Origin of the sequence: Burkholderia pyrrocinia, assembly GCF_001028665.1 — a bacterium.
Taxonomy (GTDB): Bacteria; Pseudomonadota; Gammaproteobacteria; order Burkholderiales; family Burkholderiaceae; genus Burkholderia; species Burkholderia pyrrocinia.
In genome coordinates, this window is the sequence record NZ_CP011504.1 from 1,535,232 (window position 1) to 1,550,504 (window position 15,273).

The 15,273-nt window shown below is 66.2% G+C and carries 13 protein-coding genes and 1 riboswitch; of the genes, 6 read left to right on the forward strand and 7 right to left on the reverse strand.

Going from position 1 to position 15,273, the window contains the following annotated elements:
• Positions 1-251 precede the first annotated feature (251 nt).
• The 3 genes from ABD05_RS23130 to ABD05_RS23140 form a co-directional block, all read right to left on the reverse strand.
• Entirely contained in the window at positions 252-995 is a 744-nt protein-coding gene (locus tag ABD05_RS23130; RefSeq protein WP_047902383.1) for a 2OG-Fe(II) oxygenase, read from the reverse strand.
• A gap of 535 nt (positions 996-1,530) precedes the next feature.
• Entirely contained in the window at positions 1,531-3,123 is a 1,593-nt protein-coding gene (locus ABD05_RS23135) for an inorganic phosphate transporter (RefSeq protein ID WP_047902384.1), read from the reverse strand.
• Positions 3,124-3,303: 180 nt separating this feature from the next.
• Positions 3,304-3,891, reverse strand: a complete 588-nt coding sequence (locus tag ABD05_RS23140) for a histidine phosphatase family protein (protein ID WP_047902385.1) — start codon at positions 3,889-3,891, stop codon at positions 3,304-3,306.
• A gap of 51 nt (positions 3,892-3,942) precedes the next feature.
• Positions 3,943-4,080: riboswitch (cobalamin riboswitch) on the forward strand.
• Positions 4,081-4,113: 33 nt separating this feature from the next.
• Here ABD05_RS23140 and ABD05_RS23145 point away from each other — a divergent pair.
• Positions 4,114-4,323 carry a CbtB domain-containing protein gene (locus ABD05_RS23145; protein WP_047902386.1) on the forward strand — a complete coding sequence of 70 codons (210 nt, stop codon included), beginning with the start codon at positions 4,114-4,116 and terminating at the stop codon, positions 4,321-4,323.
• 13 nt (positions 4,324-4,336) lie between these two features.
• On the forward strand, positions 4,337-5,059 hold the full coding sequence (locus ABD05_RS23150) for a CbtA family protein (RefSeq protein WP_047902387.1): 723 nt from the start codon (positions 4,337-4,339) through the stop codon (positions 5,057-5,059).
• A 49-nt stretch (positions 5,060-5,108) separates the two neighbouring features.
• On the opposite strand, the gene ABD05_RS23155 is transcribed toward ABD05_RS23150, so the two are convergent.
• Positions 5,109-6,017 (reverse strand): LysR family transcriptional regulator, encoded by a 909-nt coding sequence (locus ABD05_RS23155; RefSeq protein WP_047902388.1) that lies wholly within the window; start codon positions 6,015-6,017, stop codon positions 5,109-5,111.
• A gap of 126 nt (positions 6,018-6,143) precedes the next feature.
• Here ABD05_RS23155 and metE point away from each other — a divergent pair, with 126 nt between their 5' ends.
• Positions 6,144-8,438: a 5-methyltetrahydropteroyltriglutamate--homocysteine S-methyltransferase gene (gene metE / locus ABD05_RS23160; RefSeq protein WP_047902389.1), complete on the forward strand. Its 2,295-nt coding sequence runs from the start codon at positions 6,144-6,146 to the stop codon at positions 8,436-8,438.
• Positions 8,439-8,719: 281 nt separating this feature from the next.
• Here the strand turns inward: metE and ABD05_RS23165 are convergent, their stop codons facing one another.
• Positions 8,720-10,045, reverse strand: a complete 1,326-nt coding sequence (locus ABD05_RS23165; RefSeq protein ID WP_047902390.1) for an MFS transporter — start codon at positions 10,043-10,045, stop codon at positions 8,720-8,722.
• A 54-nt stretch (positions 10,046-10,099) separates the two neighbouring features.
• Positions 10,100-11,056 (reverse strand): agmatinase, encoded by a 957-nt coding sequence (gene speB / locus ABD05_RS23170; protein ID WP_034180920.1) that lies wholly within the window; start codon positions 11,054-11,056, stop codon positions 10,100-10,102.
• Between the two features lie 139 nt (positions 11,057-11,195).
• On the opposite strand from speB, the gene ABD05_RS23175 reads away from it, so the two are divergent.
• On the forward strand, positions 11,196-12,107 hold the full coding sequence (locus tag ABD05_RS23175) for a LysR family transcriptional regulator (protein ID WP_047902391.1): 912 nt from the start codon (positions 11,196-11,198) through the stop codon (positions 12,105-12,107).
• A 57-nt stretch (positions 12,108-12,164) separates the two neighbouring features.
• Here ABD05_RS23175 and ABD05_RS23180 read toward each other — a convergent pair whose 3' ends face one another.
• Entirely contained in the window at positions 12,165-12,629 is a 465-nt protein-coding gene (locus ABD05_RS23180; RefSeq protein ID WP_047902392.1) for an Lrp/AsnC family transcriptional regulator, read from the reverse strand.
• 134 nt (positions 12,630-12,763) lie between these two features.
• Between ABD05_RS23180 and ABD05_RS23185 the strand changes: the two genes are divergently transcribed.
• Positions 12,764-13,390, forward strand: a complete 627-nt coding sequence (locus ABD05_RS23185; protein ID WP_047902393.1) for a LysE family translocator — start codon at positions 12,764-12,766, stop codon at positions 13,388-13,390.
• A gap of 259 nt (positions 13,391-13,649) precedes the next feature.
• Positions 13,650-15,242 (forward strand): S53 family peptidase, encoded by a 1,593-nt coding sequence (locus ABD05_RS23190; RefSeq protein WP_047902394.1) that lies wholly within the window; start codon positions 13,650-13,652, stop codon positions 15,240-15,242.
• Positions 15,243-15,273 lie beyond the last annotated feature (31 nt).

The window sequence follows — 15,273 nt, forward strand, 5'->3', positions numbered from 1 at the left end:
CGACAGGTGAGTATTTTTATTTCCTGTCGCTCACTTGCAACGTCGATTTGTCCTGGCTGTGATGACCTGACGGGTAGCGAAATCTGTCATCCATCACGGTGGACGGGTGACCAGGCGGCGATGTCCGGTCGTAACGAACCGTGAGTGATGACGCGCGATTGGCGCGGCAGACGCACGTCATTTCCTGTGCGAATCCATCGACGTGACAAACTGCACGACCGTATCGTGTTCGTCCCGGTGACCGTCACCTGTCACTGCGCGTCATGAAAGATGATGCCGACCGTGTGGCGGTGTCCGCCTCGGATCCGGCTTACGCCGTGGCGCAGGTTGACGCGATAGACGCCGCGCGTTCCCTGCACGGGCCTGCCGTGCACGGCGAAGATCACCGCGTCGCCTTGCGTCAGCGACACCACTTCCGCACGTGACTGCATGCGTGGTCGCTGTTCCGTCAACACGAACTCTCCTCCCGTGAAATCGCGGCCCGGCGCCGACAGCAGGATCGCGACCTGCAGCGGAAACACGTGCTCGCCATACAGATCCTGATGGAGGCAGTTGTAGTCGTCGGGACCGTATTGAAGGATCAGCGGTGTGGGTCGTGTCTGTCCTGCGGCGTGGCAGCGGTCGAGGAAGATCGCGTGGTCTTTCGGATAGCGAACGTCGATACCGAGTGCCTGGTTCCAGCGATTCGCGATCGGTGCGAGATGCGGGTAGATCGTCGTACGCAGCTCCGCGACGATCGCGGGCAGCGGGTACGCGAAATACTTGTATTCGCCGCGCCCGAATCCGTGCCGCGCCATCACGACGCGTGAACGATAGAGCGCATCCCGCGGATAGAGCGATGCGAGTGCATCGCACTCGTTTGCGGAGATCAGGCCCGGCACGCGTGCGCATCCGTAGCGATCGAGTTCGGCGTCGACGGTTGTCCAGTCGACCGTGTCGACGCGTTGCGCGATGTCCAGCGATTCGACGGCAGGTTGCAGATCGGCGATGTTCACGGGCGTACCTCGTTCGTCAGCAGTGTGGCGCCGTGCGGTCGCGCGGAATGCTCGGGAAACGTCGCGCGCACGGGTGAATCCACGATGAGAGTTGATGAACCCAGTCTAGCGACGTCCGTGCGCCGGCGCGCTCCAGATCTTGCGCTTCAATTCGGAAAGGAAGAGGAGAAAGCTCGCGACGTGGCATGGACACACGCGAATGCGTCGAAGTGTCGAAGTGTCGGGGCGGAGAAGCGGAGAAGCGGAGAAGCGGAGAAGCGGAGAAGCGGAGAAGCGGAGAAGCGGAGAAGCGGAGAAGCGGAGAAGCGGAGAAGCGGCGAAGCGGAGAAGCGGAGAAGCGGAGAGGCGGAGAGGCGGAGAGGCGGAGAGGCGGAGAGGCGGAGAGGCGGAGAGGCGGAGAGGCGGAGAGGCGGAGAGGCGGAGAGGCGGAGAGGCGGAGAGGCGGAGAGGCGGAGAAGCGGAGAAGCGGAGAAGCGAGGGCCGAATCTGCTACGGCAGGCGGCCGGCTTCCGCCGGCCGCCCGCCGTGCCCCCGATCAGGCCAGCGACCGGAACAGCCAGTAGAGCCCGCCCGCAAGCGCGATCGACGCCGGCAACGTCAGCACCCATGCGAGTACGAGGCTGCGCACCGTGCTCCATTGCAACCCGGACCCGTTCGCCGCCATCGTGCCCGCGACGCCCGACGACAGCACGTGTGTCGTCGATACGGGCAGCCCGTACACGTCGGCGGCGCCGATCGTCAGCATCGCGACGAGTTCGGCCGATGCGCCCTGTCCGTACGTCAAATGCTGCTTGCCGATTTTCTCGCCGACGGTCACGACGATCCGCTTCCAGCCGACCATCGTGCCCAAGCCCAGCGCGATCGCAACGGCAACCTTCACCCACGTCGGAATGAACTTGGTCGCGTGATCGAGCTGCTTGCGATAGTTGTCGATCGCGAGCTTGTCGTCGGCGGCAAACGCGGGCTGACCCGACTTCTCGATCAGGCGAATTGCTTCGGACACCAGATACATCGTGTTGCGCACGTTGTCGACGTCGCGTTGCGGCACCGCTGCCATCGAGCCCGACGCGCCGACCGCGGTTGCGAGCGACGTCGACAGCTGCTGCACGGCCGGCAGCACGGCGGGCGTCAGTTCGCGGCGCTGCACGTAGTGTTCGACGTCGGCGCGCGGGTTCGCGGACGGCGCAACGCCGTTCGTGTATTTCCCGAACGTCGCGGCCGCCTGGTTCGCGACCGCAACGAAGGTCTGCGATTCGGCCGGCGTGACGGCCTTGTTCAGCGCATACGCGGTCGGCACCGTGCCGATCAGGATCAGCATGATGAGGCCCATCCCCTTCTGCCCGTCGTTCGAACCGTGCGCGAACGACACGCCCGTGCAGGTCAGGATCAGCAGGCAGCGAATCCAGAACGGCGGCGGCTGATCCTTCGGCGGCTCCTTGTACAGCTCGGGAATCCGCACGACGGCCTTCAGCACGAGCAGCAGCAGCGACGCGCACAGGAAGCCGACGATCGGCGACAACAGCAGCGACTTGCCGACGCCGAGCGCCTGGCCCCAGTCGACGCCGCTCGTGCCCGATGGCCCGTGCATCAACTGGTTCATCAGCCCGACGCCGATGATCGATCCGATCAGCGTATGCGAGCTCGACGACGGCAACCCGAAATACCAGGTCGCGAGGTTCCACACGATCGCGGCGATCAGCAGCGCGAACACCATCGCGAAGCCCGCGCCGCTGCCGACCTGCAGGATCAGCTCGACCGGCAGCAGCTGCAGGATGCCGAACGCGACAGCGCCGCTCGAGACCATCACGCCGAGGAAGTTCCACATGCCGGACCAGATCACTGCGACGTTCGGCGTCAGCGAGTGCGTATAGATCACCGTGGCGACCGCGTTGGCCGTGTCGTGGAAACCGTTGACGAATTCGAAGCCGAGCGCGATCAGCAGTGCCGCGCCGAGCATCAGGTACGGGAACAGCGACCCTTCGCGGAACGGCGACAGATCGTCGATCAGGTGCGTGGCGATATAGACGGCGCCGATCGCGAGCACCAGCAGGAAGACGGCATAACCGACTTGCCGGGTGCGCTCGACGGAGCCCGGATTGTTCGAGGCGGACGAAGCAGGTTGATTCATGACGGTATCTCGTAAGGGAACCGTGTCCGATCCTAGCTTCGGCCAGCAGTCAGTTTGATGACAGTCGGGATGACGAACGGTATGTCTTACAGTGATGTAAGACACGCATCGATATGCGATCGCGACGAGACACGTCGGCTCGCATCGCGGCCCACATAGTGAACGCGATAAGGCAGGGGCTTACGTGTCGGTGTCGTGCCGATCGTCGTCTGCGATCAACGTCCAGCCGTGCGGCGATGCAACGAACGTCGTGCATGACAGCGGCGCGACGTCGATGCGGGGCGCAGCGTTGGAATCCATCCGCAGCACATGCGCGACGGCCGCGCGAACGATCGCCGCGTGCGTGATCGCGACGATGTCGCGGCCGTGCCGCAGCGCGTTCAACCATGCGGCGACGCGGTGCATGGCTGCATCGAACGATTCGCCGCCGTGCGGCGACGCGGACGGATCGCCGATCCATGCGTCCAGTTCGTCCGGCAGGTCGCGTGCGAGGTCGTGCAGCCGCTTGCCGCGCCAGTTTCCGTAGTCGATGTCGCGCAGCGCGTCATCAATGTCGGCACGCAGCCCGAGCGCATCGGCGGTTTGCCGCGCGCAGCATGCGGGGCTGCACAGCACGAGCGCGCCGGCGACACCCGCCCAACGGTTGCGCAGCGCGGCGGCGTCGGCGAGCCCGCGTGCATCGAGCGGATCGTTGTCGGGAAACGTGCCGGTGCGCATCGCCCGGGTCGATCCGTGTGCGATCAGGCGCAGCGAGGCATGCATGTTCATGTCGGTTTTTGGCGGGGGCGGGGCGGGTGCGCGGTCGCTCGCGGGCCATCACTTCAATACGCGGACGTTCGCACGTACAATTCGCCCGATACGAAACGCGGAAGCCGGTGCAATCCCGGCGCGGTCGCGCCACTGTAACCGGGGAATTCCGATCCCGGAAGCCAGACCTGCCTTCGTACCCATTCAACTTTCGTCGGGGCGCGATTCCCCTGAGGTGCATCCATGAGCGAAGCAGTGCTGAAGCCGGTTGTCGTGCCGGCACCCATCCCCGTCCGTGAACTGTTGCCGTGGGCCGTGTTCGTCGGCCTGATCCTGCTGCTCGCACTCTATTTCGTCGGCGCGGAACAAGGCGCGACGTCGCTCGTGCCGGGCATGTATGTGCACGAATTCGTCCACGACGGCCGCCATCTGCTCGGCTTTCCCTGCCACTGACGCGGAGCATACGATGGTCGGAAAGCTGCTCATGCGCGGGATGCTCGCAGGCATCGCCGCGGGCCTCCTCACGTTCGGTTTCGCGAAAATTGTCGGCGAACCGCAAGTCGATCAGGCGATATCCTTTGAAGAAAAGCTCGATGGCGCCAAAAGCGAGGCACCGGAGCCCGAACTGGTCAGCCGCCATACACAGGCCGGCCTCGGCCTGCTGACGGGCGTCGTGACCTACGGCGCGGCATTCGGCGGGCTGTTTGCGCTGGTCTTTGCGTATGTATACGGGCGAGGCGGCCGCCTCCCGGCACGGCCGCTGGCCGCGTGGCTCGCGCTCGCGGCGTTCGTCGCGCTCGTGATCGTGCCGAACCTCAAGTACCCGGCCAATCCGCCGTCGGTCGGCGATCCCGACACGATCGGCTATCGCACGGGCCTGTTCTTCCTGATGATCGCGATCTCGATCGCGACGATGGTGTTCTCGGTCAGCGTGCGCCGCCATCTGCTGGCGAAGCTCGGCCAATGGAACGCGTCGATCGTCGCGGGGCTCGTGTTCATTGCGATTATCGCGGCCGTGCAGTTCGGGCTGCCGTCGATCAACGAAGTGCCGGCCGCCTTCCCGGCCGCCGTGCTGTGGAAGTTCCGCGTCGCGGCCATCGGCATGCAGGCGATCATGTGGACGACGATCGGCTTGCTGTTCGGCGCGTGGGTCGAGCGCAGCGAACGCAGCGGCATGCGCGCCGCCTGACGCGTATCGCAAGCGAGCGCACCTAGCGCACCTAGCGCACCTAGCGCGCCTAGCGCAGCATGCGTGGCGCGCTCCATGTCGATTCGCGCGCAAGCGCGACGAACGCGGCCAGATAGTCGATCGATGCGTCCGCTTCACGGATGCCTAGGAAGATCTGCTTCGCGATGCCCTTCTTGCCGAGCTTGACCGGTACGACCGGCATCCGGTCCGCATATTCGTCGGCGAGCCATCTCGGCAGCGCGGCCACGCCGCGCCCGCTTGCGACCATTTGCAGCATGATGTCGGTCGTCTCGATCGACTTGTGCCGCCTCGGTATGATGCCGGCCGGCGTCAGGAACTGGTTGTAGATGTCGAGCCGGTCGGTTTCGACCGGGTAGGTGATCAGGATCTCGTCGGTCAGTTGCTCGGGCGTCACGTAGTCGGTGTTCGCGAACCGGTGCGAGTCGGCGACCACCAGCACCTGCTCGTAGTCGAACACGGGATCGAAGCGCAGGCCCGGCTTGTTCAGCGGATCGGGCGTGACGAGCACGTCGATGTCATAGCCGAACAGCGCGCCGATGCCGCCGAACTGGAAGCGCTGCTTCACGTCCACGTCGACGTCGGGCCAGCGCGACAGGTATGGCGACACGACCTTCAGCAGCCACTGGTAGCACGGGTGGCATTCCATCCCGATGCGCAGCGTGCCGCGCTCGCCCTTCGCATACTGCTTCATCCGCTCCTCGGCGAGTTCGAACTGCGGCAGCAGCCGGTTCGCCAGCTTCAGCAGATATTGCCCGCCCTGTGTGAGCCGCAGGCCGCGGCCTTCCCGATCCCAGATCGGCGTGCCGAGCTGCTGCTCGATTTTCCGGACGGTATGGCTGAGCGCCGATTGCGTGAGATGCAGCGCATTGGCGGCCGCGGTCAGCGAGCCCTGGCGCTCGACTTCACGAATGACGACGAGATGGAATCGTTCCAGCATGGATATCGCTCACCTGGCAGATACATGAACAGATTTAATGGATGAATGAAATAATGCCATTTTATTTCATGTATTGAAATCCCTATCATGGCTGCCGGACATTCACTACATCTGGACGGCAGCATCATGGTCAGGACACACAACCTCGGTTTTCCGCGCATCGGCGCGAAGCGCGAACTCAAGTTCGGTCTCGAACGCTACTGGAAGGGCGAATCGTCGCGCGACGAGCTGAAGGCGCTCGGCGCCGAACTGCGCCAGCGTCACTGGAACGACCAGCGCGATCTCGATCTCGCGCCGATCGGCGATTTCGCGTTCTACGACCAGGTGCTCGACATGAGCTTCACGCTCGGCAACCTGCCGAAGCGCGTGCAGGGTTTCCACGGCGACGTGCTCGACAACTATTTCCGCGTCGCGCGCGGCCGTTCGGCGCAGTCGGCGGAAGAGCACGCAGCGTGCTGCGGTGGTGTCTCGGCCGGCGAAATGACGAAGTGGTTCGACACGAACTATCACTACATCGTGCCGGAATTCCACGCGGACACGAACTTCTCGCTCGACCCGTCGCGCCTGCTCCAGCAACTGGCCGAGGCGAAGGCGCAGGGCGTGAATGCCAAGCCGGTGATCGTCGGCCCCGTTACGTACCTGTGGCTCGGCAAGGCGAAGGACGATTCCGATCGCCTCGCGCTGCTGCCGAAGCTGCTGCCCGTGTACGGCGCGCTGCTCGACACGCTGACCGCGCAGGGTGTCGAATGGGTGCAGGTCGACGAACCGATTCTCGTCACCGAGCTCGACGCCGAATGGCGGCAGGCATTCCGTACTGCCTATGCGGCACTGGAAACGCGCCGCATTCAGCTGCTGCTGGCCACCTACTTCGGCCAGCTCCAGGACAACCTGACGCTCGCGAATTCGCTGCCCGTCGACGGCCTGCATGTCGACGCGATCAATGCACGCGACGAGGTTGATGCACTGGTGCGCGAGCTGCCGGCCGAGCGCGTGCTGTCGGTTGGCGCGATCAACGGCCGCAACATCTGGAAGACGGACCTGAACGCGACGCTCGACTGGCTCGAACCGCTCGCGAAGCAGCTCGGCGATCGCCTGTGGCTTGCGCCGTCGTGCTCGCTGCTGCACGTGCCGGTCGATCTCGCGAGCGAGGAGAAGCTCGACGCGGAGATCCGTTCGTGGCTCGCGTTCGCGCTGCAGAAGCTCGACGAGCTGAAGGTGCTCGCGACCGCGCTGAACGAAGGCCGCGACAAGGTAGCCGACGTGCTTGCCGCGAACGCCGCCGCGATCGACTCGCGCCGCCGCTCGCCGCGCGTGAACAACCCGGCGGTGAAGGCCGCGATCGCGCGTATCGACGCGCAGCTCGGCAACCGCGTGAGCCCGTATACGCAGCGTGCGCCGAAGCAGTCGGCGCGATTGAACCTGCCGGCCTTCCCGACGACGACGATCGGCTCGTTCCCGCAGACCACCGAAATCCGCCAGGCGCGCAGCCAGTTCAAGGCCGGCGCGCTGGATGAAGCCGGCTACCGCACGGCGATGAAGGCCGAGATCGAACGCAGCGTCCGCGAACAGGAGTCGCTCGAACTCGACGTGCTCGTACATGGCGAAGCCGAGCGCAACGACATGGTCGAATACTTCGGCGAGCAGCTCGACGGCTACGCGTTCAGCCAGTTCGGCTGGGTGCAGTCGTACGGTTCGCGCTGCGTGAAGCCGCCGATCCTGTTCGGCGACATCGGCCGCCCGAAGGCGATGACGGTCGAGTGGATCACGTACGCGCAGTCGCTGACGAACAAGCCGATGAAGGGCATGCTGACCGGCCCCGTGACGATCCTGAACTGGTCGTTCGTGCGCGACGACCAGCCGCGCTCGGTGTCGTGCTACCAGCTCGCGCTCGCGATCCGCGAGGAAGTGCTCGATCTCGAGAAGGCCGGCGTGCGCGTGATCCAGATCGACGAGGCCGCGCTGCGCGAAGGGCTGCCGCTGCGCCGCGCGCAATGGAGCGAGTACCTGAAGTGGGCGGTCGAATCGTTCCGCATCACCGCGAACGGCGTGCAGGACGATACGCAGATCCACACGCACATGTGCTATTCGGAGTTCAACGACATCATCGCGTCGATCGCCGACATGGATGCGGACGTGATCACGATCGAGACGTCGCGCTCGGACATGGAGCTGCTCGATGCATTCGACAACTTCAGGTATCCGAACGAGATCGGGCCGGGCGTGTACGACATCCATTCGCCGAACATCCCGACGCAGGAGCACATCGTCGGCCTGATGAAGAAGGCGGCCGAGCGGATTCCGGCGGAGCGCCTGTGGGTGAACCCGGACTGCGGCCTGAAGACGCGCCAGTGGGCGGAAGTGATTCCGGCGCTGACGAACATGGTCGCCGCCGCGAAGACGCTGCGCAACCCGATGCAATAACGCGCGAACGCTGTGCGCCTGCTCGCCGCGATCGACGATCCGGCGACAGGCGCCGCACCGGTTCAGACCGTCCCGGGCAGGCCCCGGGACGCGTCGTTATCCGGATCGGCGTGAAGTACTACCGTGTGAAAACGCCTGACGAAGGCAGCCGGGAAGACGGACGGCGACGTCGTCGCGAAACAGGCGGGGAGTGGATTCCCGGAAGAAGAGCGGGCGACCTGTCGGCCGCCCCGTATGCGCGAGAACCGGGCAGGGGAAGCCGCCTGCCCGTCGTGCGTAAATTATGCGGTGCGCGCCCCGCGCGGCAGCGACTCGTTCACCTTGCCGGGCGCACCGGCATCGTCGATGCTGACGCGGCGCGAGATCAGCCACACGCACAGCGACGAGAGGATCGCGGCACTCGTGTACTGAATCGCGAGCGGCCACCATTGCGGCGCGACGTTCTGCGCGATGACGGTCGCGACGAGCGGCGTGAGGCCGCCGGCGAGCGCGCCGCACACCTGGTATGCGATCGAGATTGCCGTATAGCGGATCCGCGCGACGAAGATGCCGCTGACGAAACCCGCGACCACCGAGTAGTAGCCCGATTCAGCAAGCGTCGCGAGGCCGACGCCGACCGTGATCGACAGCGGCGTGCCCATGTGCACGAGCGGCAGCATCACGAACGGGACGATCGCGGCCCATGCGCCGGTGATCAGCAGCACGCGCGTGGTGCCGAGGCGCTGCGCGAGGAACGCGGCCGCAAGCTGCACGACGAACTGCAGCACCGCGACGATCGTCATGCAATGCAGCACCATCGACCGGTCGAGCGACAGGAATTGCGTCGCGTAGCTGATCATGAAGATGTTGCTGAAATACACGCCGGCGATGCCGTACACGTTCGCACCGATCGCGAGCAGCAGCAGCGGCCAGTACTTGAGCGCTTCGCGCACCGGGTTCTGCGCGGTGTTGCCGCTCTTCCTGACTTCCTCGAACTCGGGCGACTCGGACACGCTTGCGCGGATCACGAAGCCGACCACCAGCAGTACGGAACTCGCGAGGAACGGCACGCGCCAGCCCCAGCTCATCATGTCGTCCTTCGACAGCGTGCTGATCGCGCCGAACGCGAGCATCGACAGGATCAGGCCGCTCGCGCTGCCGAGCTGCGCGAACGATGCGAAGAACGTGCGCTTGCCTTCCGGCGCATGCTCGCCGGCGAGCAGCACCGCGCCGCCCCATTCGCCGCCGACCGCGATGCCTTGCAGCACGCGCATCAGCACGAGCAGGATCGGCGCGATCACACCGGCTTGTGCGTGGGTCGGCAGCAGGCCGATCGCGACCGTCGACACGGCCATCAGCATCAGCGTCGCGAGCAGCGAACGCTTGCGGCCGAAGCGGTCGCCGAGATAGCCGAACATCACGCCGCCGAGCGGCCGCGCGAAGAAGCCGACCGCGAACGAGCCGAACGATGCGAGCAGGCTGATGAAACGGTTTTCGCCGGGAAAGAACAGCGGCCCGAACACGATGGCGGCGGCGGTCGCGTAGCTATAGAAGTCGTACCACTCGATCGTGGTGCCGACGAACGAAGCGAGCGCCGCCCGCTTCGGTTGCTTGACGGAAGTCCCCATCTTTGTGTGTGCTCCTCTGGAATCTTCTGATTTGGAATAGGTGGCGGCGCGGGATCAGTCGCGGTACTTGACGCCGGGCAGCACGCACAGCAGCTCGTACGCGAGGTTCGCGCCGAGCAGCGCCGTGGTGCCGAACGGGTCGTACGGCGGCGCGACTTCGACGAGATCGCAGCCGACGATGTTCAGCCCCTTCGCGCCGCGGATGATCTCGAGCGCCTGCGGCACCGTGAGGCCGGCGATTTCCGGCGTGCCCGTGCCCGGTGCGTAGGCCGGATCGATTCCGTCGATGTCGAAGCTGATGTAGACGGGCGTGTCGCCGACGCGCGCGCGCACTTCTTCCATCAGCGGCGCAAGCGACTTGTTCCAGCATTCCTCGGCCTGGACGACGCGGAAGCCCTGCTCGCGGCACCAGTCGAAATCCTCGGCCGCGTAGCCCGTGCCGCGCAGGCCGATCTGCGTGACCTTGTCGCCGTGCAGCAGGCCTTCCTCGACCGCGCGGCGGAACGGCGTGCCGTGCGCGATCTTTTCGCCCATCATCGTGTCGTTCACGTCGGCGTGTGCATCGACGTGGATCAATGCAACCTTGCCGTGCTTGCGGTGGATCGCGCGCAGGATCGGCAGCGCGATCGTATGGTCGCCGCCGAGCGTGATCGGCTTGCAGTCGTGCTCGAGGATCGCGTCGTATGCGGCTTCGATGCGCGCGATGGAATCGTGCAGGTTGTACGGATTGATCGCGACGTCGCCGATGTCGGCGACCTGCAATGAATCGAACGGCGCGGCGCGCGTGGCCATGTTGTACGGGCGCAGCAGCACGGATTCGGTGCGGATCTGGCGCGGGCCGAAGCGCGCGCCCGTGCGGTTGGACGTGCCGAGATCGAACGGCACGCCGACGAAGCATGCGTCGAGTCCTTCGGCGCTCGCCACGTGCGGCAGGCGCATCATCGTCGCGATGCCGCCGCAGCGCGGCATTTCATTGCCGCCGAGCGGCTGGAAATGGGTGTGGTCGTTCATGGGGCGCCTCTTCCGATGTGGGGTTGCCGTATCATTCGACGCGGCTTGGCGCACAGTTTTACGCGCTCCGCCGGGAAAGAAGAATGCGAAGATATCGACGTTAACATCGATTTTCATCGATGTATGGAAGGGGAAGAGCGTGCTGGGGAATCTGTCGACCCTCGATCTGCGGTTGATCCGCGTGTTTCTCGCGGTCACGGACGCGGGCGGCGTATCGGCCGCGCAGGCCGTGCTGAACGTCGGTCAGTCGACGATCAGCGCGCAGTTGTCGTCGCTCGAGACGCGGCTCGGCTACCGGCTCTGCGAGCGCGGCCGCAGCGGTTTCCGGCTCACGCCGAAGGGCGAACGGTTTCATGCGATGAGCCGCAAGCTGCTCGCGGCGCTCGACGAATTCGGGATGGCCGCGCGGCACATGGACCGCCAGCTGGTCGGCACGCTGAACATCGGCCTGATCGGCCATACGCCGGTCAGCCAGAACGCGCGGATCGCCGAGGCGATCGCCGCGTTCCGCACGCGCGACGAGGCCGTGCGCTTCTCGATCTCCGTGCGCGCGCCGGGCGATCTCGAGGAGAAGCTGCTGAGCGACGAGATCCAGATCGCGGTCGGCTATTTCTGGCACCGCGTGCCGACGCTGGACTACACGCCGTTGTTCATCGAGCGCCAGATCGCGTACTGCGGCCGCGGCCATCCGCTGTTCGACGGCGCCGGTACGCTGACGCCGGCCGACGTCGCGGGCTTCGAATGGGCGTGGCGCTCGTATCCGCTGCCGGAAGCGCAGATGTCGACGACGCCCGACCGCGTGACCGCGACCGCCGACAACATGGAGGCCGTCGCGCTGCTGATCCTGTCCGGCCACCACCTCGGCTACCTGCCGCAGCACTTCGCGGCGCCGTACGTCGCGCAGGGGCTGCTCGCGCCGCTCAATCCGGAGCAACTGCGCTACGACGTGACGTTTCACATGGTCGTCGCGCGCAACGGGCGCGGTAATCCGCTCGTGGAGGCGTTTCTCGAGGATCTCGAGCGCGCGCACCAGGCACCGGACATCGCGTGACGCCGGCGCTGCCGACAATGTGAACGAGCGTTACATCGGCGCGTCCCGCCGCGCACATCACGGCACCGGCAACCCCGCGTCGTGCTTCACCTCGCGCAGCGACAGCGCCGATTCGATCGACGTCACGCCCGGCAGCATCCGCAGCGAGTCGCGCACGAACGTGCCGTAGTCGTCGAGGTCGCGCGCGACCACCTGCAGCAGGTAGTCGGCCGTGCCCGCGACGTTGTGGCACGCCAGGATCCGCTCGATGCCCAGCACTTCCCGCTCGAACCGGTCGGCGACCCTGCGGTCGTGCGTCGCGAACCGCACGAGCACGAACGCGACGACGCCGAAGCCGAGCGCCTGGCGCGACAGTTGCGCGCGGTAGCGCTCGATGTAGCCGTCGGTTTCGAGACGTTTGAGGCGCCGCGCGCAAGGCGTCTCGGACAGGCCGACGGATTCGGCGAGACGCGCGATCGGCAGGCGGCCGTCGCGCTGCACCGCAGCGAGGATCGCGCGATCGGTTTTGTCGAGTTCGGTCATATTGGTGGAATCCTTGTTCTGGTTTCTAGATTGTGGCGGATTCCGCTATGGATCGCCAATCCTGAGTCGAAGATGGCCAATAATCCCTCTACCTTCAGCGGCAACATATCGTCATTGAAGGACGGGGGCAGAACATGATTTCCACGCATTTGCTGTTGATCTATCTCGCCGCGCTGGCGGCCATTTATGCGGTGCCGGGGCCCGACATGGCGCTCGTGCTGCAGACCAGCATCGGTCGCGGCGTGCGGCCGGGGATGGCGGCGGCGGCCGGCCTGTCGCTCGCGCGCACCGCGCACGTGACGCTGTCCGCATGCGGCGTCGCGGCACTGATCCGCAGCGCGCCGTGGCTGTACGAGGTGATCCGCTACGGCGGCGCGCTCTATCTCGCGTATGTCGCGATCCAGGTGTTCCGCTCGCCCGTGTTCGCGCTCGGCGACAGCGATGCGGCGGCGACCGCCGACGAGCTGCGGCAGTCGTTCGTGAAGGGGCTGCTGACGAACCTGCTGAACCCGAAGGCGCTGCTGTTCTGCTCGGTGCTGCTGCCGCAGTTCGTGCGGCCCGAGGCCGGGCCGGTCGTCGTGCAGATGTTCGAACTCGGCGCGCTGCTGGTTGTGACCGGCGTGTGCTTCGACCTCGCGTGCGTGTTCGGCGCGTCGCGCATCGCGGCGTGGATGCGCGCGCATCCGCTCGCGCAGACCGTGCAGCGCTGGACGTTTTCCGCGGCGCTGATCGGTTTCGCGCTGCGCCTGTCGATGGACTGAGCGGCGCCGCTGCATCGCCGCCACGCAGGTCGACAGGCCGCGTGGCGACGATGCGCCGATCGATGCAGGCCGCGCGCAATGCCGGCCTTCGCGCGCATGCCCCGCCGCAGAAGGGCGTGCGCGCAAATCATCTGACTGTTCTAAACTCCCTTTAACTTCGCGCTGCTGCGAACCGACTGACCGAACGGAACCGACTTCCGCCGGCTATGTCCGATTTCCTGGCTGTTCCGTGCAACGCGGTACCAAGGAGGGTCTGAACATGGCAAGGCATCTTCACGCCGACCGTGAACCCCGAATCGTCGCCGAGTCCAAGTGTCTCGGCCCGTGCGATCCGGCAGAACGCATCCACGTCACGATCATGTTGCGGCGGCAGGAAGAAGGGCAACTCGATTCGTTGGTCCACCAGCTCGCCACCGGCGACGCACAGGCGAAACCGCTGACGCGCGACGCGTTCGCGCAGCGTTTCTCCGCCAATCCCGACGACATCCGCAAGACCGAGGACTTCGCGCGTCGTCACCAGTTGACGGTCGATCGCGTCGATCCCGTTGAAAGCGTCGTCGTGCTGTCCGGCATGATCCAGCAGTTCGAAGCGGCGTTCGGCGTGAAGCTCGAGCGTTTCGAGCATCGTTCGATCGGCCAGTATCGCGGCCGCTCGGGCCCGATCGCGCTACCCGACGATCTTGGCGACGCGGTCACGGCCGTGCTCGGCCTCGACAGCCGCCCGCAGGCGCGGCCGCACTTCCGACTGCGTCCACCGTTCAAGCCCGCGCGCGGCGGTACGGCGGGCGTCACGTTCACGCCGATCCAGCTTGCGTCGCTGTACGGCTTTCCGGCCGGCGACGGCGCCGGGCAGTGCATCGCGATCGTCGAACTCGGCGGCGGCTATCGTGCGGCCGACATCCGGCAGTATTTCAGCGGGCTCGGCATCAAGACGCCGCCGACGCTCGTCGACGTGAACGTCGGCACCGGACGCAACGCGCCGTCCGGCGACCCGAACGGCCCGGACGGCGAAGTCGCGCTCGACATCGAGATCGCCGGCGCGATCGCGCCGGCCGCGAAGATCGCGGTCTACTTCGCACCGAACAGCGACGCGGGCTTCATCCAGGCCGTCAACGCGGCCGTCAACGACACGACCAACAAACCTTCGGTGATCTCGATCAGCTGGGGCGGCCCGGAAGCGGTCTGGCAGGCGCAGTCGGCGCAGGCATTCAACCGCGTGCTGCAGGCGGCGGCCGCGCAGGGCATCACCGTGTGTGCGGCGTCGGGCGACAGCGGCTCGGGCGACGGGTTGCAGGACGGCGCCGATCACGTCGACTTCCCCGCATCGAGCCCGTACGTGCTCGGCTGCGGCGGCACGCAGCTCGACGCGCTGCCGGGGCAGGGCATCCGCAGCGAGGTCACGTGGAACGACGAGGCGTCGGGCGGCGGCGCGGGCGGCGGCGGCGTCAGTACGCTGTTCGACCTGCCGGCGTGGCAGCAGGGGCTCGCCGTCACGCGTGCCGACGGCAGCAGCACGCCGCTCGCGAAGCGCGGCGTGCCGGACGTCGCCGGTGATGCATCGCCGCAGACGGGCTACGAGGTGTCGGTCGCCGGCACGGCCGCCGTGATGGGCGGCACGAGCGCGGTCGCGCCGCTGTGGGCCGCGCTGATCGCGCGGATCAATGCGGCGGCCGGCGCATCGGCCGGCTGGGTCAATCCGGTGCTGTACAAGAATCCGGGCGCGCTGCGCGATATCACGAAAGGATCGAACGGCACGTACGCGGCCGCGTCGGGCTGGGACGCCTGCACGGGCCTCGGCAGCCCGGACGGCGCGCAGCTCGCCGCGATCCTCGCGCGCAAGCCGTCGAGCTGACGCATCGCCACACGCCTTTTTCGTTCGACGC

Coding starts and splice junctions, on each gene's coding strand:
- ABD05_RS23150 (WP_047902387.1), top strand. CDS start 4,337: ATGGTCGGAAAGCTGCTCATGCGCGGGATGCTCGCAGGCATCGCCGCG.
- ABD05_RS23135 (WP_047902384.1), bottom strand. CDS start 3,123: ATGAATCAACCTGCTTCGTCCGCCTCGAACAATCCGGGCTCCGTCGAG.
- speB (WP_034180920.1), bottom strand. CDS start 11,056: ATGAACGACCACACCCATTTCCAGCCGCTCGGCGGCAATGAAATGCCG.
- ABD05_RS23140 (WP_047902385.1), bottom strand. CDS start 3,891: ATGAACATGCATGCCTCGCTGCGCCTGATCGCACACGGATCGACCCGG.
- ABD05_RS23155 (WP_047902388.1), bottom strand. CDS start 6,017: ATGCTGGAACGATTCCATCTCGTCGTCATTCGTGAAGTCGAGCGCCAG.
- ABD05_RS23180 (WP_047902392.1), bottom strand. CDS start 12,629: ATGACCGAACTCGACAAAACCGATCGCGCGATCCTCGCTGCGGTGCAG.
- metE (WP_047902389.1), top strand. CDS start 6,144: ATGGTCAGGACACACAACCTCGGTTTTCCGCGCATCGGCGCGAAGCGC.
- ABD05_RS23145 (WP_047902386.1), top strand. CDS start 4,114: ATGAGCGAAGCAGTGCTGAAGCCGGTTGTCGTGCCGGCACCCATCCCC.
- ABD05_RS23165 (WP_047902390.1), bottom strand. CDS start 10,045: ATGGGGACTTCCGTCAAGCAACCGAAGCGGGCGGCGCTCGCTTCGTTC.
- ABD05_RS23185 (WP_047902393.1), top strand. CDS start 12,764: ATGATTTCCACGCATTTGCTGTTGATCTATCTCGCCGCGCTGGCGGCC.
- ABD05_RS23190 (WP_047902394.1), top strand. CDS start 13,650: ATGGCAAGGCATCTTCACGCCGACCGTGAACCCCGAATCGTCGCCGAG.